At 57.5% G+C, this 21655-nt stretch carries 25 protein-coding genes; 12 read left to right on the forward strand and 13 right to left on the reverse strand.

Translation table 11 applies throughout. The features are described 5' to 3' along the window. Positions 1 to 51: 51 nt before the first annotated feature. Together EYB53_RS03430 and EYB53_RS03435 are read right to left on the reverse strand one after the other, a co-directional pair. On the reverse strand, positions 52 to 1194 hold the full coding sequence (locus EYB53_RS03430) for a glycosyltransferase family 4 protein (RefSeq protein ID WP_135476776.1): 1143 nt from the start codon (positions 1192 to 1194) through the stop codon (positions 52 to 54). Beyond that, positions 1172 to 2338, reverse strand: a complete 1167-nt coding sequence (locus EYB53_RS03435) for a glycosyltransferase family 2 protein (RefSeq protein ID WP_135476778.1) — start codon at positions 2336 to 2338, stop codon at positions 1172 to 1174. Before EYB53_RS03435 ends, EYB53_RS03430 begins: the two co-directional genes overlap by 23 nt. A 330-nt stretch (positions 2339 to 2668) precedes the next feature. Between EYB53_RS03435 and rplS the strand changes: the two genes are divergently transcribed. From rplS to EYB53_RS03460, 5 genes are read left to right on the forward strand one after another with little or no spacing between them, the layout of a single operon-like run. Next, on the forward strand, positions 2669 to 3034 hold the full coding sequence (gene rplS, locus EYB53_RS03440) for a 50S ribosomal protein L19 (protein ID WP_135476780.1): 366 nt from the start codon (positions 2669 to 2671) through the stop codon (positions 3032 to 3034). A gap of 4 nt (positions 3035 to 3038) precedes the next feature. Continuing rightward, the gene (locus EYB53_RS03445; protein ID WP_371879059.1) at positions 3039 to 3728 is read left to right on the forward strand and encodes a class I SAM-dependent methyltransferase; all 690 of its coding nucleotides are present in this window, start codon (positions 3039 to 3041) and stop codon (positions 3726 to 3728) included. Beyond that, positions 3712 to 4344, forward strand: coding sequence for a ribonuclease HII (gene rnhB, locus EYB53_RS03450; RefSeq protein WP_135476782.1), 633 nt, complete (start codon positions 3712 to 3714; stop codon positions 4342 to 4344). Before EYB53_RS03445 ends, rnhB begins: the two co-directional genes overlap by 17 nt. A gap of 1 nt (position 4345) precedes the next feature. Further along, entirely contained in the window at positions 4346 to 4723 is a 378-nt protein-coding gene (locus EYB53_RS03455; protein WP_135476784.1) for a hypothetical protein, read from the forward strand. A gap of 29 nt (positions 4724 to 4752) precedes the next feature. Further along, on the forward strand, positions 4753 to 5250 hold the full coding sequence (locus tag EYB53_RS03460) for a hypothetical protein (RefSeq protein WP_135476786.1): 498 nt from the start codon (positions 4753 to 4755) through the stop codon (positions 5248 to 5250). A 55-nt stretch (positions 5251 to 5305) separates the two neighbouring features. On the opposite strand, the gene EYB53_RS03465 is transcribed toward EYB53_RS03460, so the two are convergent. Continuing rightward, positions 5306 to 5797 carry a MarR family winged helix-turn-helix transcriptional regulator gene (locus EYB53_RS03465; RefSeq protein WP_135476788.1) on the reverse strand — a complete coding sequence of 164 codons (492 nt, stop codon included), beginning with the start codon at positions 5795 to 5797 and terminating at the stop codon, positions 5306 to 5308. 174 nt (positions 5798 to 5971) lie between these two features. Between EYB53_RS03465 and EYB53_RS03470 the strand changes: the two genes are divergently transcribed. Further along, a complete protein-coding gene (locus EYB53_RS03470; protein WP_135476790.1) occupies positions 5972 to 6835 on the forward strand; it encodes a DUF5656 family protein in 864 nt (287 codons plus the stop codon). On the opposite strand, the gene EYB53_RS03475 is transcribed toward EYB53_RS03470, so the two are convergent. Further along, the gene (locus tag EYB53_RS03475) at positions 6824 to 7783 is read right to left on the reverse strand and encodes a CobW family GTP-binding protein (RefSeq protein WP_135476792.1); all 960 of its coding nucleotides are present in this window, start codon (positions 7781 to 7783) and stop codon (positions 6824 to 6826) included. The genes EYB53_RS03470 and EYB53_RS03475 overlap by 12 nt on opposite strands. Before the next feature lie 8 nt (positions 7784 to 7791). After that, positions 7792 to 8937, reverse strand: a complete 1146-nt coding sequence (locus EYB53_RS03480; RefSeq protein ID WP_135476794.1) for a lipocalin-like domain-containing protein — start codon at positions 8935 to 8937, stop codon at positions 7792 to 7794. 63 nt (positions 8938 to 9000) lie between these two features. Between EYB53_RS03480 and EYB53_RS03485 the strand changes: the two genes are divergently transcribed. The 6 genes from EYB53_RS03485 to EYB53_RS03510 all read left to right on the forward strand — a co-directional run bounded on the left by EYB53_RS03485 (position 9001) and on the right by EYB53_RS03510 (position 13368). Beyond that, positions 9001 to 9483, forward strand: coding sequence for a DUF8743 domain-containing protein (locus tag EYB53_RS03485; RefSeq protein ID WP_135476796.1), 483 nt, complete (start codon positions 9001 to 9003; stop codon positions 9481 to 9483). A gap of 156 nt (positions 9484 to 9639) precedes the next feature. After that, positions 9640 to 9798 carry a tunnelling fold family protein gene (locus EYB53_RS03490; protein WP_254150861.1) on the forward strand — a complete coding sequence of 53 codons (159 nt, stop codon included), beginning with the start codon at positions 9640 to 9642 and terminating at the stop codon, positions 9796 to 9798. A 47-nt stretch (positions 9799 to 9845) separates the two neighbouring features. Next, positions 9846 to 10634 carry a GTP cyclohydrolase I FolE gene (folE, locus tag EYB53_RS03495; RefSeq protein ID WP_503827054.1) on the forward strand — a complete coding sequence of 263 codons (789 nt, stop codon included), beginning with the start codon at positions 9846 to 9848 and terminating at the stop codon, positions 10632 to 10634. A gap of 210 nt (positions 10635 to 10844) precedes the next feature. Beyond that, positions 10845 to 11690, forward strand: a complete 846-nt coding sequence (locus tag EYB53_RS03500; RefSeq protein WP_167857238.1) for a substrate-binding periplasmic protein — start codon at positions 10845 to 10847, stop codon at positions 11688 to 11690. A gap of 123 nt (positions 11691 to 11813) precedes the next feature. Then, a complete protein-coding gene (locus EYB53_RS03505) occupies positions 11814 to 12614 on the forward strand; it encodes an amino acid ABC transporter permease (protein ID WP_135476798.1) in 801 nt (266 codons plus the stop codon). A 4-nt stretch (positions 12615 to 12618) separates the two neighbouring features. Next, the gene (locus tag EYB53_RS03510) at positions 12619 to 13368 is read left to right on the forward strand and encodes an amino acid ABC transporter ATP-binding protein (protein WP_303646657.1); all 750 of its coding nucleotides are present in this window, start codon (positions 12619 to 12621) and stop codon (positions 13366 to 13368) included. 6 nt (positions 13369 to 13374) lie between these two features. On the opposite strand, the gene EYB53_RS03515 is transcribed toward EYB53_RS03510, so the two are convergent. The 8 genes from EYB53_RS03515 to EYB53_RS03550 all read right to left on the reverse strand — a co-directional run bounded on the left by EYB53_RS03515 (position 13375) and on the right by EYB53_RS03550 (position 21595). Beyond that, positions 13375 to 14013, reverse strand: a complete 639-nt coding sequence (locus EYB53_RS03515; RefSeq protein WP_135476800.1) for a hypothetical protein — start codon at positions 14011 to 14013, stop codon at positions 13375 to 13377. Positions 14014 to 14158: 145 nt separating this feature from the next. Further along, on the reverse strand, positions 14159 to 15076 hold the full coding sequence (locus EYB53_RS03520; RefSeq protein WP_371879060.1) for a bifunctional riboflavin kinase/FAD synthetase: 918 nt from the start codon (positions 15074 to 15076) through the stop codon (positions 14159 to 14161). Between the two features lie 36 nt (positions 15077 to 15112). Continuing rightward, on the reverse strand, positions 15113 to 17638 hold the full coding sequence (locus EYB53_RS03525) for a PAS domain S-box protein (RefSeq protein WP_135476802.1): 2526 nt from the start codon (positions 17636 to 17638) through the stop codon (positions 15113 to 15115). Positions 17639 to 17662: 24 nt separating this feature from the next. Continuing rightward, positions 17663 to 18334, reverse strand: coding sequence for a phosphoribosyltransferase family protein (locus tag EYB53_RS03530; protein WP_135476804.1), 672 nt, complete (start codon positions 18332 to 18334; stop codon positions 17663 to 17665). Between the two features lie 18 nt (positions 18335 to 18352). Further along, on the reverse strand, positions 18353 to 19072 hold the full coding sequence (gene pyrF / locus EYB53_RS03535; RefSeq protein WP_135476806.1) for an orotidine-5'-phosphate decarboxylase: 720 nt from the start codon (positions 19070 to 19072) through the stop codon (positions 18353 to 18355). Then, entirely contained in the window at positions 19069 to 20130 is a 1062-nt protein-coding gene (locus tag EYB53_RS03540; RefSeq protein ID WP_135476808.1) for a quinone-dependent dihydroorotate dehydrogenase, read from the reverse strand. The genes pyrF and EYB53_RS03540 overlap by 4 nt, the downstream gene beginning before the upstream one ends. 4 nt (positions 20131 to 20134) lie before the next feature. Beyond that, positions 20135 to 20461: a hypothetical protein gene (locus tag EYB53_RS03545; protein WP_135476810.1), complete on the reverse strand. Its 327-nt coding sequence runs from the start codon at positions 20459 to 20461 to the stop codon at positions 20135 to 20137. Between the two features lie 63 nt (positions 20462 to 20524). After that, positions 20525 to 21595 (reverse strand): phosphotransacetylase family protein, encoded by a 1071-nt coding sequence (locus EYB53_RS03550; RefSeq protein ID WP_135476812.1) that lies wholly within the window; start codon positions 21593 to 21595, stop codon positions 20525 to 20527. Between the last annotated feature and the right edge of the window lie 60 nt (positions 21596 to 21655).

Genomic DNA, 21655 nt, shown 5'->3' on the forward strand with positions numbered 1-21655 from the left:
GAAGTCGGCACTACAAAGGTCACGCTCAAAGGCTCTTTCTGCAACCTTGGCTTAGCGTGACAGTCCTCGCTCAAAGATCGCCAGATAGCGTGCTGCGGCATGTTCCCAGGTAAAAGCGCGCGCACGTGTACGGGCAGCGTCTCCCATCTGGCGCGCCAGGGTGCGGTCCTTCGCAAAACGGCGCAGGTACTCGGTCAGGGCTTCAAGATCCGCCCAGGCGAACCGGAAACCCGAAACGCCGTCGGCAATCAATTCGTCAGTCCCACTCGTCTTTGTCACCACGGCGGGCAATCCAGCTGCCATCGACTCAAGCGTCGCAACGCTCATTCCCTCGTTGAACGACGCAAGCACAAAGACATGCGCAGCAGCATAGCGCCCAGGAATCGCTTCACGCGGCACATAACCAGCAAATTGAACGCGCTGACTCACCCCGGCTTGCTGTGCCTGCTCGCGTAGCGCTGGCTCGGCATCGCCGGTACCAACGAGTTCCAGGACAACATCGTACCCTTCGGCGACCAGGCGGCGCATGGCTTCAATGAGATGGTGCTGGCCTTTGCGCTCAATGAGACGCGCCACGCTTAGCAGGCGCATTGGGCCATCATCACGGATAGGTGCCTGGGGGAACTGGGCCAGATCAACCCCATTGGGAATCAGATCAATCGTCAGCCCAGGCGCAACCGCCAGCATCATTTCAGCCTCACCCTGACATTTAGCCACCAGATGCGACGCCCCATGCCAGATCGCCTTGATCACCGGCGTCAGCACCGGATAGAGCGCCCCATACCGTCGTTCGAAACCAGGAATATCGGGGCCACAGACCCGCACCAGGTACGGTAAACCCGTAAGTTTACGCAGGGCCAGCGCGACCCCCCCGGCAGGCACGGCACTCCACGCAAAAACGGCATCGTAGGGATGCCTGCGCTGCAAACGCAACGCCAGGGGCAGCGCACGTGCCGCATACGTCAGCAACTCGCGGTTACTGGAATGGTGCAAATTCCGGTTTCTCACTGGCACCTTATAGATCCGCACGCGTTCGGCAAACTGCTCATGCTCAACCGCTCGCCCGAGCGCCGACGTCACCAAGTCAATCTGCAACCCTGGCACATCCGCCAGGCGCGCCAGAATCGCTCGGTTCACCGTCCCCGTCCCCCCACCCAACGGAGGGAACTCGTTATTGAGCATGAGAATATGCATAGTTTCGATAAATCTGTCTGACAACGTAGAGTGGCCGGTGCTTGACCTCTTCAAAGATACGTCCGACGTATTCGCCAATGACGCCGATGGTGATGAGTTGGATGCCGGCAAAGAAGAAGACGGCGACGACGAGCGTGGCAAAGCCGGGCGGCGAGAGGCCGATGGTGAGACGCTGGATGGCGTAGCCAATGGCGATGAGGATCGAGAGCAGCGAGACGATGAGGCCGGCGATTGAGATCATGCGCAACGGAATGTAGCTGAATGAGACGAGGCCATCGAGGGCGAGGTAGATCAGTTTGCTGATCGTATATTTGGGCTTGCCAGCATAACGAGCGTGCCGTTCATAGGCGAGTCCGGTTTGCCGAAAGCCAACCCAGCTCCGGATGCCGCGAACAAACCGGTTGCGTTCGGGCATCCCGTTGAGGATGTCAACGACCCGGCGATCCATCACGCAGAAGTCGCCCGCATCAAGGGGGATGTCAATTTGGGCGATGCGCTTCAGGATGCGGTAAAAACTCAGGTAGGCGAGTTGCTTGAGCATGCATTCTTTGCGTTGTTCGCGGATGGCATAGACCACCTCGTAGCCTTCACGCCATTTGGCGATAAAAGCAGGCAATATCTCGGGTGGATCTTGCAGATCAGCGTCCATAATGGCGACCGCCTGCCCATGACTATAGTCCATCCCGGCACTGATGGCGACCTGATGCCCAAAGTTACGCGCCAGATCAACGACTAATACACGCTCATCTTGGCGGGCCATTTCTTGCAACAGTGCGAGCGTCTGGTCGCGGCTGCCATCGTTGACAAAGATGATTTCGTAGCTCAGGCCCAGTGGGTCAAGGGCTGCGATGATCCGTTGATAGAGCGTTGGCAGATTCTGTGCTTCGTTGAAGGCCGGGATCACCAGCGAGAGTTCAACGGTTGGCGGTCGTCGCGGGGGCAATTGTGGGGCAAGAATACTCGTTTGCGCCAGCCCTATGCTCGAGTTGTTGGCCCCTGTCAAAGCCGCCAGGGTGCGGCAAAAGTGGAGGGCCGCTTCGGGATCATCAGTCGGAATAGGTGCAAAGGCGAGCGGGACTTCAGGGCCTGGTGATGTTGGTCTCCTCGTGACAGTCTCATTGACCGTTGCGGTTTTGTTCGCCATATCCCATTTCCTTCCAGGTCTTTTCTCTCTTTGCCTTGTTCTATTATACGTACCTGGAAGAACCAGGGGTGTACCAGAATGCAACCCGTGCTTGTGCTGGGGCAAACGGCCAGCGAAGCTGGCCGTTTGCCCCAGCACAAGCACGGGTTTTTAGGGCGACAGCCCTAGGGCTAAAAAGTTGTCTTGGATGAAACCCTATGGTATACTGAATGCTTGTGAACTGCACTGGCAGCGCTTTATGCTGCTCTGCTTGCTTATTCTGTGGCCTCATCAGTCCCGCGTTGGTGCGGGCGCCTGGTGGAGGTTGATGCTGAAAGGAACGACATCGTCATGTCGCAGCAAACCATGGACGATTTGGCACAACGCTATCTCAAGCCTGCTCTTCCTGAGTTTCAGGTTGGTGATACGGTTCGCGTTGGGGTGAAGGTGGTTGAAGGAACTCGTGAGCGTGTGCAGGATTTTGAGGGTGTGGTGATTCGCCGCCGCAGTGGTGGCTTGAATGAGAATTTTACGGTGCGCCGCATTGCTTCCCACGGGATCGGTGTTGAGCGTACCTTTTTGGTGCATGCTCCTCGCGTTGATTCGATCAAGGTGATTCGGCGCGGTAAGGTGCGTCGGGCCAAGCTCTACTATCTGCGTGGGCGTTCGGGCAAAGCGGCTCGGATCAAAGAGCGTCGCGATACGGTGCGTCGCTAATCTGGTGTTGCTCTATCGCCAGGTGGTGCGGTGGGCTTTTCACGTGCTCTACCACGAGTTTGCGTGGAGTTATGATTTTGTAGCGGCGCTGGTGTCACGTGGGTATTGGCAGCGCTGGACAGCAGCAGCGCTGCCTGAGTTGCAGGGTGTGACCCTTGAGCTTGGCGCGGGGCCAGGCCACATGCAACTGGCCCTTGCGAACCGTGCCGCAACGTTTGGGTTGGATCGCTCGCCCACGATGCTTGCCCTTGCTGCCCGACGTGTGCGCCGGGCAGGGGCAACTCCCCGTTTGATGCGTGCTGATGCCGCCGCGCTGCCTGTCTGCTCGGCGGCTTGTGCGACGGTTTTTGCTACCTTTCCCTCGGAATATATCGTTGATCCCGCAACGCAGGCTGAAATTCGCCGCGTGTTGATGCCCGGCGGCCGGTTGGTGCTGGTGCCGTTTGCCGAACTCGATGCCGGTTGGTATCAGCGGTTGATGGCGCTGGCGTATCGCCTGACGCTTCAGTTCCGCCCACGTGCCGATCACCCATCTGACCAGGGTGTCTCCTTGACCGGATCGCCCGCTGGGACGCCCGAGCGCCTCGAACTGGCCGGGATGGTGCTCTACGGACGCTGGGTGAGGGTCGGGGCGAGTCGGGTGATGGTGATGGTTGGTACTCACGGTCAGGAGGCATATGGCACCGACCTGTGAATACGAACGTGAGCTTGTGGCGCAGGGCTATCAGGTGATTGCTGGTCTTGACGAGGCCGGTCGTGGGTGCTGGGCCGGGCCGGTCGTGGCGGCTGCGGTCGTCTTTCCGCGTGATCTGTTGATGGCCTCGGAGACTCTGCACGGCATTGACGACTCCAAGCGACTCTCTTCGCTTGCGCGTGAGCAGGGCTATGCTCAGGTGAGGCGATGGGCAACAGGTGTTGGTGTCGGTATTGTCCCGGCCTACCTGATTGATGCCTATGGCATCATTGCTGCGACGAGGCTGGCAATGACGGTTGCGCTGTTGCAGTTGCCCTGTCAACCTCACGCACTCTTGCTTGATGCCCTGGTCTTGCCAACGCTCCGCTTGCCACAGCAGCCGTTGATCAAAGGTGACGCCCGCTCACTCTCGATTGCTGCTGCCTCGCTGGTCGCCAAAGTGACCCGCGATCGCCTGATGCAGACTGCGGATCGGGCCTTTCCGGTGTACGGTTTTGCCGCGCACAAAGGCTATGGCACGGCTCGCCATCAACGCATGCTGGATCAACACGGCGCATGTGGGTTGCATCGGCGTACCTTTGCCCCGTTGCTTGCCCTGCACGCCGAGGGAGCCTGACATGCGGTTTCGTACCCACCTGATCACCTCGTTGCTTCTCGGCGCGGTCTGCTATCCCCGGCAGCCTGTCCAGTTTGCGTCTGTCGTGGTCGGTGGTACGTTGATTGATCTTGATCATCTGGTGATCTATGCGATGCGTACTGGTGACTGGAGCATCGTTGGGGCGCTGCGGTATGATCGCTATCGTCACCTGCCGTTGCAGCCAGGTGATCATCGCCCGCGTTATGGTTTTTTGCGCTCGTGGTTGCATCGGCCCCTCTTGAGCCTGCCCCTCTGCTGGGGTCTCGCCTGGCGGTATCCTGCCTTGCGCCCGGTGGCCCTGGGGGTGACCCTGCATTTGATCCTTGATCGTCGCTGGAAGGGTTCTGTGGTACACTGAAGATCAAGCAATGGAGAAGGGAGGCCAGGATGGATGAATTCCTTGATCCGCTGGATTCCCAGCAGGAAGATCCCAGTGGTGAATTAGAGCGGCTTGCTCGTGAAGCACTGGAGGCACAAGCAGAGACGAATGATCCTATTGCGACCCGCCAACGGTGCCAGCGTGTCATTGATCTCTATGCTGGTGGCTGGGTTCAGAATGAGCGTGACAATTTTCATGCCGCATGGGTGATGATTTGTGGTGAAAGTCAGGGCCATTTTAGCCTGGCGCAACTCTTTGCGCGCCGGTCGGCTGAACTTGGTGAAGATCGGGCTTGGACGTTGTGGGCGATGGCGTGGGATCGCTGGCTGGTAGCCGGAGGAAAACCACAACGCTTTGGTACCCAAATTATTAAACAGCACGGACGCTGGTCACTCGGTGTCGTTGATCCTGACATTAGTGACCTCGAGCGTGCCCTTTTTGCTGTGCCCCCACTCTATGTGCAACTTCAGCGCGCCGAACAGTTGCAGCGCCAGGAGAATAACTGACCCGTCAAAACGCTGCGAGGATTTCCGTCCAGCAGCGTTTTGGCGGGTCAGCAGGTCAGACAGTATCACATCTTTGCTCGGTATCAGGAGGCACTTCCTGGAGACCGGTGAAGAGTTGTTGCAACAGATCACGCAATTCATGAACCTGCGGCTGCGAGAGGGTTCGCATGCGGCGATGGACACCCGCATGATGGCGTGGTCGGATCTGGCGGAGTTTTTCCGCCCCGGCTTCGGTGAGACAGATCAGGCTCACCCGACGATCCTGCGGGTCGGGACGACGTTCGACAAACCCTTTGCTGATCAGGCGGTCGACGATGCCGGTCAAATTGCTGTTGTCACAGAGCATGCGACTGCTGATTTCGCTCAGTGGAACCCCCTGGGCGTTGGCATAGGTCAAAATCATAAACTGAGGTACCGTCAGCGCCTCGCTACGTAAATCGTACCGATTGTAGGTCTCCATCATCGAACTAATCTGGCGGATCAGAGTGTACGCCTCAAGTTCAGGAGTGAGCAGTTCTGGTGAGGGTAGCTCAGAAGGCAGACTCATAACGTGACTTTCGTATACTGTTTCGAATGAGACAATTTGAGGAACACTCTTTTGATAGTTCAAACTATAACATGTTTTACCGCACAATGTCAATAAGTCATACATGCTTTGCACAGTAAATCTGTGCAGAATGTTGGACAAGCATGAAACCTTTCTGGGGTGAGGAGGACGTGTATGCTCTCGGCGAGTTCACCAGTGCCGCGTTTTGATCGCATTGTTTCGCTGATCTTTGTGATCTTGATCGGTCTGGGGGTGATTTTTCTTATTGATGGGAATCCTGACACCCTGCGGATTGTGCCGGGAGGCGATCTGCCAACGATTACCCTGTCGTGGTTTCTGGTTGCGTTGCTGACCGTCATTACGAGTGCCGCTGCCGATCTGTTGGCCCGGGCGCATCCACAGTTGCAGACACGTACGTTGCCCGAGGTCAACCTTGGCTTTGTGCGTTTTGAGGTAGTGCCCAACTTCTGGGTGTTGCCCTCGCTGAGTGTGGTTGGCTCGTTTGCGTTCTTTCGCCTCTTTAGCAATGCCTTCGAGGGCCTGGCTTTTGTGCTGGCCCTGGTTGCTGCTGGCAGTTCGCTTTTGATCGTGTTGCTTGCCCAGCATTATGTGCTTGATCGTACGCCCAGGGTCAGTCAACTTGCGCAGGTGGTCTTGCAAGCGGTGGGCTATCTGCTGGCGTTTGGTATCTTTAGTGCGGTGAGTTATACGGGCTATCGTACGCTCTATTCAGCCTCGATGATTGGGTTGACTGGTGCGCTGCTTGCCTATGCGTTGCTGGCGTTTCATCCGCGTACCAGCACGGTGCTCTTAGCGCTGCTTGTTGGTCTCGTGCTTGCTGAGGCGACGTGGGCGCTGAATTACTGGGCTACCTCTTTTTTGATCGCCGGAACAGTGCTGCTGGTGCTCTTTTATGTGGTGGTCAGTCTGTTGCAACATCAGGCTGCCGGTCGCCTGCAGCGCCGGATGTTGCTGGAGTACGGCGTGCTGGGTGGGGCTCTCTTTGTGACGATTGCCTATGTTGCGTTATTGATCTAGCAGTTCGTCGTACCGCTGGCGCCAATGAATAGCCCGCTCGGTCGCGTCGGCACAGGTGTCCAGGTTGGCAAAGATCTGCGCGGCCAGCGGTTCGAGTTCAGGCCCAATTAGGATGAGTCGGTTGAGCGGTTGCTGGTGCCGTTGAGGTCGTATGCTGGTGAGGCTGTGCCGTCCAAAGACGTGGTGGACTTCGTTGGGCCACGGGGCATCAGTGCAGTGAACGAGGCCCTTGGCCCGGTAGATCCGATCTGGCAGGCTCGCCAGGGTTTGCTCAAACGCACTGCGTATCAGGGGCGTGTCGTTGCTCCACGTGAGCGAAGTAAACCCGTCTTGCGTGCGGTGCCCGGTGTACGCGGGCGGGTCTTCCCCTTCCATCCGAAGGCTAAAGAGCAACTCAGCAGGAACGTGGCCCTGGACAGTTGGGACAAGCGCGGCACGGGCATTGATGCGTTGCACCTCTTCGCTGACCTGTTCGCGTTCTTTTGCAGAAATAAGATCAGTTTTGTTGAGAATAATCAGATCGGCTGCCCGCAGTTGCCAGGCAGTGACTGGCGAGGCGGCGAGGGCTGCTGCGAGATTGGCGGCATCAACCACCGTCACAATGGCATCGAGGGGCAGTTCGGCGGCTCGGATGCGGCGCACCAGGCCCCCTGGCTCAGCGAGGCCACTGGTTTCGACCAGGATTTGCTCGGGATGGTAGTCAAGCAATTCTTCGACGGCCAGCAGGAAATCCGAGCCTGCTTCGCAACAGACGCAGCCTCCGGCGAGTTCAACGATCGGGGCGTGACCGCTGCGGGCGAGCGTTGCGCCATCCAGGCCGATCTGCCCAAATTCGTTGACAATTACGCCCAGCCGCCGACGCGGGCTTCCCTCTGCCACCAGTCTGCGCACGAGCGTTGTTTTGCCACTGCCCAGAAAGCCTGTCACGAGTGTCAACGGTGTTTGCATAGTTCAACCTACCAGCGACAATCAACCGAACGACAATCGTCGCCTGCATAGCCGGTCAATTCGACATAGCCGCGCCCACTAAGGGGTTGCCCGCCCTGTGAACCGCGGACATCCACCGCGCCTTCCCAGTAGATAAGCGTGACGGGTAACTCCTGGTCACGCAACACGGGTTGGATGGTGAGTTCGAGGGCAAGCTCGGGAATGGTCATCCGCCAGCCCGATGGGTAGACAGCCCCGCTACGCGGGCTACGCCAGGTGTCGAGCACGTCGATGGTCACTGGAGCTTGATCCAGGATGCGTATCGTGCCGTCCGCCTCGACGAGTGAGCCGAGGCGATAGCTAATTGCATCGGCGGTTCGCACCTGTGCGTACATTATTTCGCGTCCATCATCAAGCTGAATGCTGAACCAGTCCCACCCGACGGCCCCATCTTCAAGGGCACTGGTGCCCCATTCGTGATCCATCCAACTGAATCCGGTAACCGCATACTGTGCGTCGCCGATGCGCACGGTGCCGTTTGTCGCCATCCGGGTCAGCGAATAGTAGAACGAGGCATTGCCGAGGGTCGAACCCTTCTGGCTCAAGCCTTGGTCGCCCTGAAGCGCCGGAGCTTTGCGGCTCACGAGGGTCAGATCGAGGGCAACATCCGCTTCGGCGGCGCGGAGGCGCATTGTCATCCCCTCGGGGCCACTTCCCTCGGCTGACCAATCTTCGAGGAAGACCCGAAACGGCTCACCCGACGCCCCGGCGAGGCCGACTGCATCGCGGCTGAAGCGTTCGAAGGCATAAAAGCGCCCATTCGCCACATCACTGAGCGCCAGATGAGCCATATAGATCGCACTGGTTCCCCAGGGCGAAGCCCGTTCGGGCGGCTCAGGCGTCAGCGCACTACGAAAAAAAGTCAACTGATAACCGAAACGGCGCTCACCGGCGTCAAGGTTGCCTGTATAGTACCACCATTCAATCGCATACTCAGGGTGAGGGCCGTGATCCTGTGGGAAGACAAAGGGACGTGGTTCGAGCACCCGGGCAAACCCACTGTCACTTCCACGGTTGATGGCCTCAACCGCATCGAGGCGCGCCGTAATTGAGGGTGGCGGAGCGGTGCAGCCTGTGATCAACAGGATACCAATGAAAATGAGCCAATAGGGCATATCTTTCACGCTCTTCTAGCGGTATATGGTGTATCGACCTATTCATTGTACCTGGATTTTGTTATGCTTGACGACCAACCTGAAGATCAGGCGCGTGTGCTTGTTGTCATTGTGCCACAGCCACGTGATCTGGCCCTTGCTCGTGACGATGGCTGGTATCGCGTGCCCCTGGCCCATACACCGGCGCAGTTTGCCGCTGACTACCTGGCCTTTTATCAGACGGCGGCCTTTGGCGACGAGCGCTGGTCAATTCGCTTGTATGCCGAAGTCTTGCGCTACACAATCCAGACGCGGCGCGAATTATTGCCCGACGAACCGGATCATCCGCGGGCCAACGAGCGCTACTATCGCGTCACCCTGGGGCCTTTGCGCGAACTGCCCTTGCCCATACCATCGGCGCGCCTGCGGCGGGTCGTTTTTATTGCGACCACCTTTGGGCAACTACGCCGGGCCAGCGATCTGCGTGAACTCTATCACCCGGATGAAGACGACCTGCCTGACGATGATCTCTGGGGGGCAGGGTTGGCAGGACGCACGTTGCGCTAAAGAGATGCAAGCGTCCTATTTAATCCTGTGCAAGTACTTGACAAATTCTGTGCAAGTGGTATCGTTAATAACGGCGCTGTGATATAAAGAATGATTTGTGGCAGCGCATTTTAGCGCCCCGACTGACGCAAAGATCCTGTAGAGAAAGAAGCGACTATGGTTCAGGCGACGCGTCGTTTTGAGTTTTCCGCCGCGCATCGGTACTGGTATACTGATGGGAGTGCCGAAGAGAATCAGTGTGTCTTTGGGGCTTCCACGAGTCCGTATGGGCATGAGGAGTTCGCCCCCCTTTCGAAGGCCGTTTGCGCCACCTGAAACTGTGGGAGACGCGCAAGAATATCTTTGAGTACGCTGTCGCGTAAATGACTGAAGTAATTGCTGGCAATGGTTGCCAGGATATCGTCGAGAAGATTGAAGAGGAAACAAACCTAATGGGTATGCATAACGGGAACGGACACAACGGGAACGGACACAATGGCAATGGGCACCATCATCGAAGTGTCGATGAACTTGATGGACACGACTACGATTTGTTGATTGTGCCGGGGCGTGGCAAGCTTGAGGGTGTGACCTACACCTCTGACCCGCAGATCGAGGGGGCAGTGCGCGAGATCCTCGACGGGATCGGTGAGCAGCCGGATCGTGAGGGTTTGCTCAAGACGCCTTCGCGGGTCGCCAAGATGTATGCCGAGTTGACCGCTGGCTATCATATCGATCCCGCAGCGTTGATCAACGACGCCATCTTTACGGTTGGCTATGATGAGATGGTGGTGGTCAAGAATATTGATTTCTACAGCCTGTGTGAGCACCACATGCTGCCGTTTATGGGTCAGGTGCATGTGGCCTACATTCCCAATGGCAAAGTGGTTGGCCTGAGCAAAATTCCGCGCATTGTCGAGATGTTTGCCCGGCGCTTGCAGGTGCAAGAGCGTATGACCGTGCAGATCGCCGACTTCATCAACGAGCACCTCGAGCCGCAGGGTGTCGCGGTGGTCGCCGAAGGGGTGCATATGTGTTCGGTGATGCGTGGTGTCAAGAAGGCCAACGCGAGCATGGTCACTTCGGCGATGCGTGGCGTCTTCCGCGATGACTCCAAGACTCGCGGCGAGTTCATGGCTCACGTTGGTCGTTCGCGTTCATTTGAAGCGTAATGTACTCTATCGGCCACGTTGTTGGTCGCCTCTAAAACCTGTACTCAACTTCCTGCAATTGACCTTGCTGGGGCCGTAGGCCCCAGCAAGGTCGCAACAAATCTCCTCATCAACCAAGATCAAATATGTTATCCTATGCACATGCCAGCGAACCATAGCCCGTGGCAGGGTTCGTTGGTACGTTTCAGCTTAGTGTAAGGAGAATGACCTATGCGACGGTTGGCGATGGTGACTCTTGTGGGCCTGTTGCTCGTGCTGGTTGCGGCGTGTGGGGGGCAACCCGCCGTTGCTCCGGCACCGACAAGTGTGCCAGGCACAGATTCTTCTACCCAGACGGAAGGTGGCTTGCCCGATCTCGGGGGTCGCAGTGTGACGATTGCAGTCGAAAATGCGTATCCTCCCTTCAACTATATCAATCCCCAGACGGGGCAGGGTGAAGGGTGGGATTACGATGCCTGGAATGAGATTTGCCGCCTTTTGAACTGCACGCCAGTCTATCAAGAGGCTTCATGGGAGGGGATGATCCAGGCGGTCAGCAACGGGCAGTTTGATGCGGCTGCCGATGGCATTACGATCACCGAAGAGCGTGCCCAGCAGGTCGATTTCTCGGATGGCTACATTCAGATCAGCCAGCGCTTGCTTGCCCTGGTTGGCGAGGATCGCTTTGCGAGCATGGATGATTTCATTGCCAATGAGAGTCTGTTGCTTGGGACGCAGACTGGTACGACCAACTATGAGACGGCGCGGAACCTGTTGCCCGAGAACCGCATCCAGGCCTTTGAGCAGTTCCCCTTTGCCGTTGCCGCGCTGCTCAATGGCGATGTCGCCGCCGTTATTATGGATGAAACCGCCGGGCAGGGCTATGTTGGCACGAATGCCGACCGCCTCGAGTTGATCGGCCCGTCGATCTCGAGTGATGAACTCGGTTTCATCTTCCCCAGGGGCAGCGATCTCGTTGAGCCAGTCAATTTGGCCCTCGCCGAGATGCGCAGCAGTGGCAAACTCGATGAGTTGGCGGCGCGCTACTTTAGCGATGACTTCAAATTGCCCGAGTAGGGTCTTTTTGGTGACGCGCAGCATGTGGTAGATGGTCAGTCAGCGTCGGAAACCTGCACGGTCTCCGACGCTGACGGTAGAATCTACCGGCAAGACATGCTTCTGAGCCAGAGGAAATGCTGTATGACGGTTGACCACGAGCGTCCCGAGATCCAGCCCCGTCCGCGTGACCTTCGTGCCCATTTGGATGAGTTTCCCTGGTGGCTGCTGATCATTCTGTCGGTCATTGGGTACATGGTAGTTCAGATTATTGTTGATCCGATCTATCGTAATATTTTCAATACGATCCTCCAGGGCCTCTCTACTACCCTCTATGTAACGGCAATCTCGTTTGTCTTTGCGCTTATTTTCGGCCTGTTCCTTGGGCTTGGTCGTGTCTCGAACAGTGTTATCCTGCGCAATCTCTCGATTACCTATATTGAGTTCATTCGTGGCGTGCCAATGCTCGTGCTGATCTTTACGATCTCGTATGCGGTTGTGCCGCTCCTCGCACGTACCTTTGGTTTGCCCAATAATGCCATCTCGTTGACATCACGGGCGATTATTGCGCTGGTCTTGATCTATGGAGCCTATATTGCCGAGGTCTTTCGGGCTGGGATCGAGGCGATTGGGCGTGGGCAGATGGAGGCCGGTCGTTCGCTTGGGATGTCGCGCTGGCAGACGATGCTCTATGTTATTTTGCCCCAGGCTACCCGCAATATGCTGCCGGCACTTGGCAATGATCTGATTGCCTTGCTCAAAGATACATCACTGGTATCGGTGCTTGGTGTACGCGAAATTACGCAGGTCTCGCGGCTGTCGGTCAGTACGTCGTTTCGCTATGAAGAGACCTATTTCATTCTGACGCTCTTTTATCTGAGCATGACGCTCATCCTCTCGTTGCTGCTCCAATGGATCCAGCGTCGCGCCAAAATCAAAAGGTAGTGTGATGGTAGCAACTTCAGTCGACCCGATGATCAGGATCGAGAACGTCTCGAAGTTTTATGGTCATTTTCGGGCGCTTGACCAGGTCAGTCTTGATGTGCAGGCGGGTGAGGTGTTGATGATTGTTGGCCCGTCGGGGTCAGGTAAATCAACGTTGTTGCGCTGTATCAATCACCTTGAAGTGCCCGACGCCGGGCGTATTGTTGTTGATGGCATTCTGGTCGATAATGATGAGAAGCATATCAATGCGGTGCGCGCCGAGGTGGGCATGGTTTTTCAGCGCTTCGAACTCTTTCCCCACCTGACTGTTATCGACAATATTTGTCTGGCTCAGCAGAAGGTGCGCCGTCGCTCGCGGGCCGAGAGTCAAACGATTGCGCGTGCTTTGCTCGAGAAAGTTGGCATTCCCGAACAGGCGCAGAAGTATCCCGAGCAACTCTCGGGTGGTCAACAGCAGCGGGTAGCGATTGCCAGGGCGCTGGCGATGCAACCCAAGATTATGCTCTTTGATGAGCCGACGTCGGCCCTTGATCCCGAGATGATCAAAGAGGTGCTTGATGTGATGCTCGCACTCGCCCACGAAGGGATGACGATGGTCGTGGTCTCGCACGAGATGGGGTTTGCGCGCAATGCGGCGCACCGGGTCGCTTTTATGGATCAGGGCCGGATTGTGGAACAGGGCCCGCCCGACAAGATCTTTGGCACGCCGCAACACGATCGCACCCAACTCTTTTTGTCACGTATTCTGCATTGAGGTCTGCTACCGCACTTCGATGATGAGCGGGTAGAGGGTTGTGTTGCGCCAGATGCCGAGGATTTCGACTGGGCCAAAGACGATGCGTCCGTCGTTACTGGTGGTGAGTTGCTGTCGTACGGCTTCGTCGCGCAAGGGGTCGCTGAGCTTGATCTGGCGTGCATTGTCGGCAGGAACGCCGCCTGATCCGAGCCGCTCGACCAGCAGGGCGCTTTGCGGTGAGGCGAGCAGTTCGCCACTGAGGCGTACTGGTTGCCCACTATAGAGCGCACTGTTGCGCAAGAGCAGATCGATAGTCAAATCACGTGATGAACGTGGGGTTAGGGTTGGTGAGTTCAGGCGGTACGCATACGCCCCCGCAGGCCCGAAGGTGCCCGGGCCTTCAAGGATGCCGCGAGCTTCAACGACAAGATAGCTGAGTTCTCCCAGGCGGACTGGCGCTGGTTCGGGGGGCAGCGGGGGCACCTGATCAAGCCAGATTAGTGCGGTGCCAACTGGCTGCGGCATTGCCCCACTGACACTCAGCCCGTCGGTGAGCAGTGCCCCTTCAGCGCTCAGCACAAGCAAGCCAATGGTCTCGATCACCCCTGGTTGCGGCTCGGCCAGGATTTCACCAACGACTGGCACCGTTGGCGCTGGCAGCATCGTTGGGGCCGGTGTGGGCTCTCTGCTGCAGGCAGGTAACAGAAGTAGTAGCCCACAGAACAAAAACGCGAGTCGTGAAAGCATAGTTCAGAAAGATAGCGCGATCGCCATCTGGTAATCTGCGGTGTGCCATGCGGCCCCCTGGTTACCCAAGGAGGGCGCGAGTGCGTGCTACATCCTGGGCAATCTGGCTTACCAGGGCCTCAATGCCACTGAACTTCTGTTCGCCGCGCAGATAATGGAGAAATTCAAGGCGTATCGTTTGCCCATAGAGATCCCCACTCCAGGCGAGCAGGTGGGACTCGACGGTGCGTCGCACACCATCAAAGGTTGGACGCAGCCCGATATTGGTTACGGCCGGCCATCGCATCTGCTCAATGATGACGTGGCAGGCATAGACCCCATCGGCAGGCAGCAACCGACCTTCGGCAAGCTGCAGGTTGGCCGTGGGAAAACCGATGGTGCGGCCACGTTGATCCCCCTTGATGACGGTACCCTGGAGGGCAAAGGGCCGCCCTAGCAATTGCCCAGCTATGCCTACCTCGCCCTGATCCAGCAGTTCACGTACGCGTGAGGCACTGACCGGGGTTCCTTCGATCACAAGTTGACGAACAGTGCCCACGGCAAACCCCAGGTTGGCCCCGATCTGCATCAGACTGGCTACGTCACCACTGCGCCCGCGACCCATGGCAAAACCTTCGCCCACCCAGAGTTCACGCAGTTGCACCGCTTCGGCAATGGTTCCCATATAGATCTCGGCACTGGTACGCCGGGTCTCTTCAGTAAAAGGGGCGATAATGAGCAGATCGGGCGCATACTGTTCAATCAGTGCGATCTTTTCATCAAGGGTGGTAAGCAAACGAACCGGTTGATCCGGGCGAAGCACCGTGTTTGGATGAGGTTCCCAGGTCAACACGGCACTACAGAAATCGAGGGTTCTAGCTCGTTCGACCGTGGTTTTGATCAGTTGCTGGTGGCCCAGATGCAACCCGTCAAACTTGCCCATCGTAAGAATTGTTGAACGCCTGGTGTGTCCAGGTTTGAGCGTACCGACAACTTCCACAGCGATGCTCCCGGCCAGGAACGACTTACAACCATCTTAGTGTACCATAACTGGTGCCCCGGCTTGATCAAGCATCGCCAGGAAGGTCTTGACGACCCACGGATCAAACATGCTGCCTGCCTGAGCCTCAATATACTCACGGACTGCCTGGTGGCTCAAGGCTGCGCGATAGGGTCGATCTGACGTGAGGGCATCCCAGACATCAACAATGGTAAAGATGCGTGCCGCCAGGGGAATCTCGTCACCCTTCAGTCCTCGTGGATAGCCGCTGCCGTCCCAGTGTTCGTGATGGCAGTAGGGGATCGCGAGGGCGGGCCTCAGAAAAGCGATTGGTTGCAAGAGTTGATAGGCATATTCAGGATGGCGGCGCATGATCTGCCATTCGTGGTCGGTCAGTGGCCCGGGTTTGTGCAGGATAGCATCGGGAATGCCAATCTTGCCAATATCGTGCAAGAGCGCCCCGCGGCGCACATGCTCCAACTCTTCTTCATTGAACCCGAGTGCCTGGGCGAGTTGGAGGGTCAGCAGGGTCACGCGACTGCTATGGCCTTCGGTCTCGCGGTCACGGAGGTCGAGCGCCTGTGACCAGCCTGCCAGCGTGCTATCGTATGATGCGATCAAGGCATCGTGAGCGGTACGTAACGCCGCTTCTGCTTCTTTGCGTTCGGTGATATCCTGCTTGATCGCCACAAAATGGGTGATGCCATTGCCATGCATCTGTACTGGGGTAATGACCTGCTCTTCGGCATAAATCGTGCCGTCACGCCGCCGATTGATGGTTTCACCCTGCCAGACCGTGCCGTCGAGAATCGTTGCCCAGAGCTGAGCATAGAATGAGGCATCTTGATGCCCTGACGAGAAAATTCTGGGATTCTGGCCCAACACTTCTTCGGCGGGGTAGCCGGTCAGCGTTGTAAAGGCAGGGTTCACCCATTGGATGGTTCCCTTCGTATCGGTAATCACAATCGCGTTGGCGACCGCCGCCAGCACTTCGCCCTGAAGCCGGATCTGGGCTTCAGCGGCGCGACGTTGACTCAGGTCACGAATGACGCTGAGCAGCACCGATTCGCCTCCGTACCTCATGCTCGTGGTGCTCACCTCAACGGGAAAGGTTGAACCATCAGAGCGCTGATGCTCTGTTTCAAAGATGAGCCCAGCTGAGGCGGCGGCGGCCAACTGGCCTCCAAGGGTTGGACGCGTACTCGGAGCACGCAGGTCGTCGAGGGTGCATTGCAGCAACCTGGTGCGACTGTAGCCATACACTTCTTCTGCGGCTGCGTTGGCTTCGATGATTCGTCGATCGGCTTTGCGCACAAAGAGCACAATATCGTGCATGTTTTCCGAGAGCAACCGATAGCGCTCGAGGATCGCCTGGGCCTCGATGCGGGCGGTGATGTCGCGGGCGACGCCTTCAAGCGCCGCGAAATGTCCTTGCTTATCGTAGATCCGTGTATGATGCTGTTCGATCCAGATGATCGCGCCATTTTTGTGTAACCAGCGCAAGGTCAGCGGGCCATCTGTGCGCGCCTGACTATTCAGCATTGCCTCGAAGTGGGGGCGGTCGTCGGGATGCACAATGTCTATGCAGAGGTTAGGGTCGCGGTAATAGTCTTCCGGTGTATAGCCGGTGATGCTACTGATGGCAGGGCTGATATATTCGGTGAAGCGGTGAGGATGCAGACTAAGACGATAGATGGCGTCAGGTGCATATTCGGCCAGGGTGCGGAAGCGCCGCTCACTCCTTTCCAGGGCTTCGACGGCATTGCGTCGCTCGCGCTCGCGGTAGGCTGACTCGATGGCAAAGGCCAGGTCATCGGCAAAGACCGTGAGCAGGCTTAGTTCCTCCGGGCTAAAGGTACGTGGCTGGTCGACATAACAGCAGAAGGCCCCGACGATCTTCTCCTCGACCCATAACGGAAAGGCTGCTGATGACCGCAGGCCATGGGCTTCGTACCGCGTTCGCCAGAGCGCCATGTAGTCGGCTGTCTGGACATCAACACAAATGCGAGGTTCACCACTGCGTAACGCCATCCCAAGGGGGCTTGTCATATGCGCATCATCGGTTGTGTCAAGGACGAGTTGATCGAGAAACGCTGTTCGCCCCCAGGCCGCGAGTGGGTAGATGCGGCTGGTTTCACCATCGATCAGTGCAACCCACGCCAGTTGAAAGCCGCCCCGTTCGGCGGCAATGCGACATGCTTGTTGTGCAATCGTGGTCGGATTGCGTTCGTAGATGATCGCCCGATTGACCGCAAAGAGCAGTTCGTAGAGACGTGTGGTCTGTTTGATCGTTCTGGTAAGGCGTAGGGCGAGGAAGGTGATCAGAATGGTCGTGATGCTAATGAAGCCGAGCCCTTTGAGCATGCTGACCTGAATCAGGGTCTGTTCGTTCAGCACCAAACGGAGCAGGATCCAGTCTGAGAGTATGATCCAGGCAAAGGAGACCACAAAGTAGATGCCTCCTATCCAGAGAGCTTGATGCCAGAGTGGCGGCCCCCGGTCTTGATCGAAGCGATGATGTTCATGTGCTTCCTGGGTTGGCTTTTCTCTTTTACCCGCCATAGCTTTTATCCATATGTGCCTGTGTTATTCAACCTTAAAACTTTCTGGTTGCTCCACGTGCGCTACGTGCTGGTTGGCAAGGAACGCGGCACCTTTGCCGAGGCGTGTATTGATGGGTTGGCCTGCTGCGCAGAGCGGGCATGCCTCAGCGTCAAAACTCTCAAGTGGTACGCTCGTTAGGCAAAAGAGGTCGGGTGCATCAATGGCGGCGGCAGTGATGCCCCCGCGATTGCAGAGTGCTCCGACGCCTACGACGGTGCCACCGACGGCCCTGACCGCCTCGATCACCATGCGTACCGAGCCACCGGTCGTCAGGATATCTTCGACGACCAGTATCCGCTGAGCGCGAATGAGATCATCGTACCCCCGACGAAAACTCCGTTGTTTGCTTGCTCCGCTCACTTCTTCCTCGGCATAGACCGCCAGGATATCGCGGTTGTTTAGCCTGCTCAGATGATGCGCCGTCCACTGGGCCATAATGACGCCACCGACGGTTGGCCCGGCTACCACATCAATCGCTGCGCCCGCAAAATGGTGCGCCAGCCGCGCACACACGGCGCTCGTTGCCCCCGTATGCGGATAGAGCGCGTCTTTGTTGACATAACTGCTGCCGTGGCGGCCCGAGGTATAGACCAGGTGGTCATTGGTGATCAAAGCACCGACCTCGGCGAGGGTGACGAGAAGATCCTGTTCCATAAGCTATCGTTTCTTTGTTCAACGGGCGAGTTCAGTGACGATACGGGCGGCAGCGGCGACAGGATCATCTGCTGCCGTGATTGGTCGTCCCACCACGAGATAGTCAGCTCCGGCTGCAATGGCCTCGGTAGGCGTCATCACGCGACGTTGGTCATCGCGTGCAGCCCAGGTCGGGCGTACGCCTGGGGTCACAATCAGTAACTCGGGGCCACAGGCTGCACGAATTGCTGCGACTTCGTGCGGTGAAGCGACGACTCCGTCGAGCCCACACGCTTGCGCGAGGCGTGCGAGATGGACAACATGGGTTTCGAGGTCGGCCCCAACGCCGAGTTCATTGTGCAGTGCCTCTCCATCAATGCTCGTCAGCACCGTGACGCCAAGCAAGAGCGGGCGTTGGGGCGCGGCGTGGGCCGCAGCGACGGCGGCTCGCAGCATAGCGGCCCCGCCCTGGCAGTGCAAGGTGAGCATGCGCACGGCTGAGCCCAGTTCACAGACGGCGCGCACACTTGCTGCCACGGTGTTTGGGATATCGTGGAGTTTCAGATCAAGAAAGAGTGCGCCCCCCGCCTTGCCCACAGCTTCGACAACCTGTGGGGTGCCTAGCGCAGTGCAGAGTTCGAGCCCCACCTTGAAACCGCCAACATATGGTTGAAGCAGGCCGACTAGATTGAGGGCCGTTTCGATCGTCGCTACATCCAGCGCTACAAGGATGGGTTGTTCAATGCTGCGCGCACTCATCGTACTCTCCTCGCGAGGGTCTGTTTGATCTGGCGGGGCAATCCCGGACCCTGATAGACGAGCCCCGTATAGATCTGGACGAGGCTTGCTCCGGCCTCAACCATGCGGAGGGCATCCTCGCCACAGGCAATGCCCCCAACCCCAATGATCGGCAGAGCACCCCCGGTTTCACGGGCTATAAAGCGAACGACAGCGAGCGCCTTGGCGGCGAGTGGTCGCCCACTTAGGCCACCGGTTTCACCTCGCAGCGCTGCATTTTGCTCAGACAGGCCCTCGCGGCTCAGGGTGGTATTCGTGGCAATGACGCCGCTGATCGCGTGGGTTGCGCAGACGTCTAGCACTTCACCAAGGGCCGACTCACTCAGATCTGGTGCGATCTTGACCAGGATTGGCCGGGGTTGGCTGGCCTCATGTGCGGCCAGTTGGCGATTCTCGTGCGTGAGCGTGGCGAGCAACGCATCCAACTGGGCGCGATCCTGCAGGCTCCGTAGTCCGGGTGTATTGGGTGAACTGACGTTGACCGCAACATAGCTTGCATAGGGAAAGAGCGCCGTGAAAGAGGCGACATAATCTTCAATTGCGTGCTCAAGCGGGGTCTGTTTCGACTTGCCAATGCTGATGCCAAGCGGAATAGAGAGCGTCCCGAGTTGCTTGAGGCGTAGGGCAAGCGCATCGGCCCCGTGATTATTGAAGCCCATCCGATTGATAATGGCTTCATCTTTGATGAGACGGAAGAGCCGCGGACGTGGATTACCGGGTTGGGCATGGTGAGTGACTGTTCCGACCTCAACAAAACCAAAACCGAGCGCGGCCCAGGCAGGCAACGCAACCCCATCTTTATCCATACCGGCGGCGAGGCCGACAGGGTTGGGAAAAGGCACCCCGAAAATCGTACGTGCCAGTGATGGGAGGTGATCGGCATACAAACGCTGCATCAGGTGCAAAAGCATCCGCCGACGCGCAACCATTGCGAGCAACGCAAGCGTCCGTTCGTGTGCGCCTTCGGCATCACCGCGATGCAAACGAAAGAGCACCGGTCGTAACACATACTGATACATAACGTCAGAAAGGCTCAACGCCAGCCTCTGAGAGACTATCAGCCAGGCGTTCGAGGTCGCCGATAGTACGTACGCGCCCAATACGCTCAAGCAGGCGTGAGCGCATCGCATCTTCAGCGATGACCGCCCGTTCGAGATACTGACGCAGATAGATCTGGATCAACTCAAGTTGCGCTGGTGCGAGTTTCTCACCGCGCATATAGACCTCAATCGCCGCTGCCAGTGCCCCGGTTGTCTCCTCCATCCAGAAACGGGGTGGCTGTTCCACCGCAAAAGGATAAGGATACTCAAGATTTTCCACAAAGACCAGCGGCCCAATCTGTTCTTCCATACGCTCAAAGACCCCGCAACTCGTATAGAACGCTGCGCAGAAGCCCGTGTGACCAGGCTTGCCTCAGCGCAATCTCATTCCCATCGCATCATACAAACGGTCAAAATCAAAACTTGCCTCAAGCAATTCGGCAAAACGTTGCAGTTTGGCGGCCTGATGAAAGCGCACGCGCCCAAAGAGCCGCTCAGCCCGGTCGACGGTTGTCAGGGTATCGTCAGGGACAAGCACAATAGGCACCTGACGCTCGTTGGCGCGGTCGAGCACCTGGGGACTGGGGCGGAAATTCCCTGTCAACACGAGGGCCGTCGTACTTGTCTCAAGTGCAGCGAGTTGCAGGTCACTGCGATCACCGCCGGTAATCACAGCCTTATTGGCGCGGCGGCGGAAAAACGAAATACTCGCATCCGCGCCCATCGCCCCGATCATCAACGCCTCGACGGTTCGGGTACACCATGCTGGTTGCCCAATCAACTGCCCCCCGAGATGTTCGAGCAGTTCATTGACCGTCACACCGCCGAGGGTTGGATCGCGTGGCATCAAGCCAAAGACAGGGATGCCGCGTCGTTCGAGAAAGGGCATCACGCGACTCTGCACAAAGTCGAGATGCGGCTCTTCGATCTGATTGATCAACACACCGAGCAAGCGATCACCGACATACCGTTGCACCGACAGGATCGTATCAACATTGAGGGTCGAGCGATAGCGCGTCACCAGGAGGGTTGGGGCCTGCAACAGATCGGTCACCTGGTCAGAGGTCAAATCAACCAGGGCGCCTTCAGACCAGGTATTGGTGCCTTCAAGCACCACGATATCTTTATCGCGTGCAATAGACAGATACGCATCACGGAGCGTTCGCGCATAGGTTGCCGACTGCCCACGCAAAATCGACTCGACCACACCCGGTGTAATCAAGACCGGCGCGATATGTTCCAGGGAGGCTTCCAGCCCGAGGGTTCCGCGAATAAAGGCTGCATCCTCATCGATGGCTGCCTCGCGGGTATGCGCTACCGACACACTGACCGGCTTCATATACCCAATTCTGAAGCCATCCTGCTGCATCCGGCGCAGTAACCCGATACAGACAGCGCTTTTGCCCACAAACGTCTCTGTTGAGGCGACATAGAGCGTTGCCATACAAACCTCCGCAGGAGAGATGTCGTTCCTCCTGCTATTATAGACCCTCTTTTCACTTTT

This window comes from Candidatus Chloroploca mongolica (genome assembly GCF_004762035.2).
Taxonomy (GTDB): Bacteria; Chloroflexota; Chloroflexia; order Chloroflexales; family Chloroflexaceae; genus Chloroploca; species Chloroploca mongolica.

Coding starts and splice junctions, on each gene's coding strand:
- EYB53_RS03530 (WP_135476804.1), bottom strand. CDS start 18,334: ATGGAACAGGATCTTCTCGTCACCCTCGCCGAGGTCGGTGCTTTGATC.
- EYB53_RS03540 (WP_135476808.1), bottom strand. CDS start 20,130: ATGTATCAGTATGTGTTACGACCGGTGCTCTTTCGTTTGCATCGCGGT.
- EYB53_RS03460 (WP_135476786.1), top strand. CDS start 4,753: ATGGATGAATTCCTTGATCCGCTGGATTCCCAGCAGGAAGATCCCAGT.
- EYB53_RS03515 (WP_135476800.1), bottom strand. CDS start 14,013: ATGCTGCCAGCGCCAACGGTGCCAGTCGTTGGTGAAATCCTGGCCGAG.
- EYB53_RS03465 (WP_135476788.1), bottom strand. CDS start 5,797: ATGAGTCTGCCTTCTGAGCTACCCTCACCAGAACTGCTCACTCCTGAA.
- EYB53_RS03475 (WP_135476792.1), bottom strand. CDS start 7,783: ATGCAAACACCGTTGACACTCGTGACAGGCTTTCTGGGCAGTGGCAAA.
- EYB53_RS03430 (WP_135476776.1), bottom strand. CDS start 1,194: ATGCATATTCTCATGCTCAATAACGAGTTCCCTCCGTTGGGTGGGGGG.
- EYB53_RS03525 (WP_135476802.1), bottom strand. CDS start 17,638: ATGGCGGGTAAAAGAGAAAAGCCAACCCAGGAAGCACATGAACATCAT.
- rplS (WP_135476780.1), top strand. CDS start 2,669: ATGTCGCAGCAAACCATGGACGATTTGGCACAACGCTATCTCAAGCCT.
- EYB53_RS03510 (WP_303646657.1), top strand. CDS start 12,619: ATGGTAGCAACTTCAGTCGACCCGATGATCAGGATCGAGAACGTCTCG.
- EYB53_RS03545 (WP_135476810.1), bottom strand. CDS start 20,461: ATGGAAGAACAGATTGGGCCGCTGGTCTTTGTGGAAAATCTTGAGTAT.
- EYB53_RS03500 (WP_167857238.1), top strand. CDS start 10,845: ATGCGACGGTTGGCGATGGTGACTCTTGTGGGCCTGTTGCTCGTGCTG.
- EYB53_RS03485 (WP_135476796.1), top strand. CDS start 9,001: ATGCTTGACGACCAACCTGAAGATCAGGCGCGTGTGCTTGTTGTCATT.
- EYB53_RS03455 (WP_135476784.1), top strand. CDS start 4,346: ATGCGGTTTCGTACCCACCTGATCACCTCGTTGCTTCTCGGCGCGGTC.
- rnhB (WP_135476782.1), top strand. CDS start 3,712: ATGGCACCGACCTGTGAATACGAACGTGAGCTTGTGGCGCAGGGCTAT.
- EYB53_RS03435 (WP_135476778.1), bottom strand. CDS start 2,338: ATGGCGAACAAAACCGCAACGGTCAATGAGACTGTCACGAGGAGACCA.
- EYB53_RS03550 (WP_135476812.1), bottom strand. CDS start 21,595: ATGGCAACGCTCTATGTCGCCTCAACAGAGACGTTTGTGGGCAAAAGC.
- EYB53_RS03480 (WP_135476794.1), bottom strand. CDS start 8,937: ATGCCCTATTGGCTCATTTTCATTGGTATCCTGTTGATCACAGGCTGC.
- pyrF (WP_135476806.1), bottom strand. CDS start 19,072: ATGAGTGCGCGCAGCATTGAACAACCCATCCTTGTAGCGCTGGATGTA.
- EYB53_RS03470 (WP_135476790.1), top strand. CDS start 5,972: ATGCTCTCGGCGAGTTCACCAGTGCCGCGTTTTGATCGCATTGTTTCG.
- EYB53_RS03490 (WP_254150861.1), top strand. CDS start 9,640: ATGGTTCAGGCGACGCGTCGTTTTGAGTTTTCCGCCGCGCATCGGTAC.
- EYB53_RS03505 (WP_135476798.1), top strand. CDS start 11,814: ATGACGGTTGACCACGAGCGTCCCGAGATCCAGCCCCGTCCGCGTGAC.
- folE (WP_503827054.1), top strand. CDS start 9,846: ATGACTGAAGTAATTGCTGGCAATGGTTGCCAGGATATCGTCGAGAAG.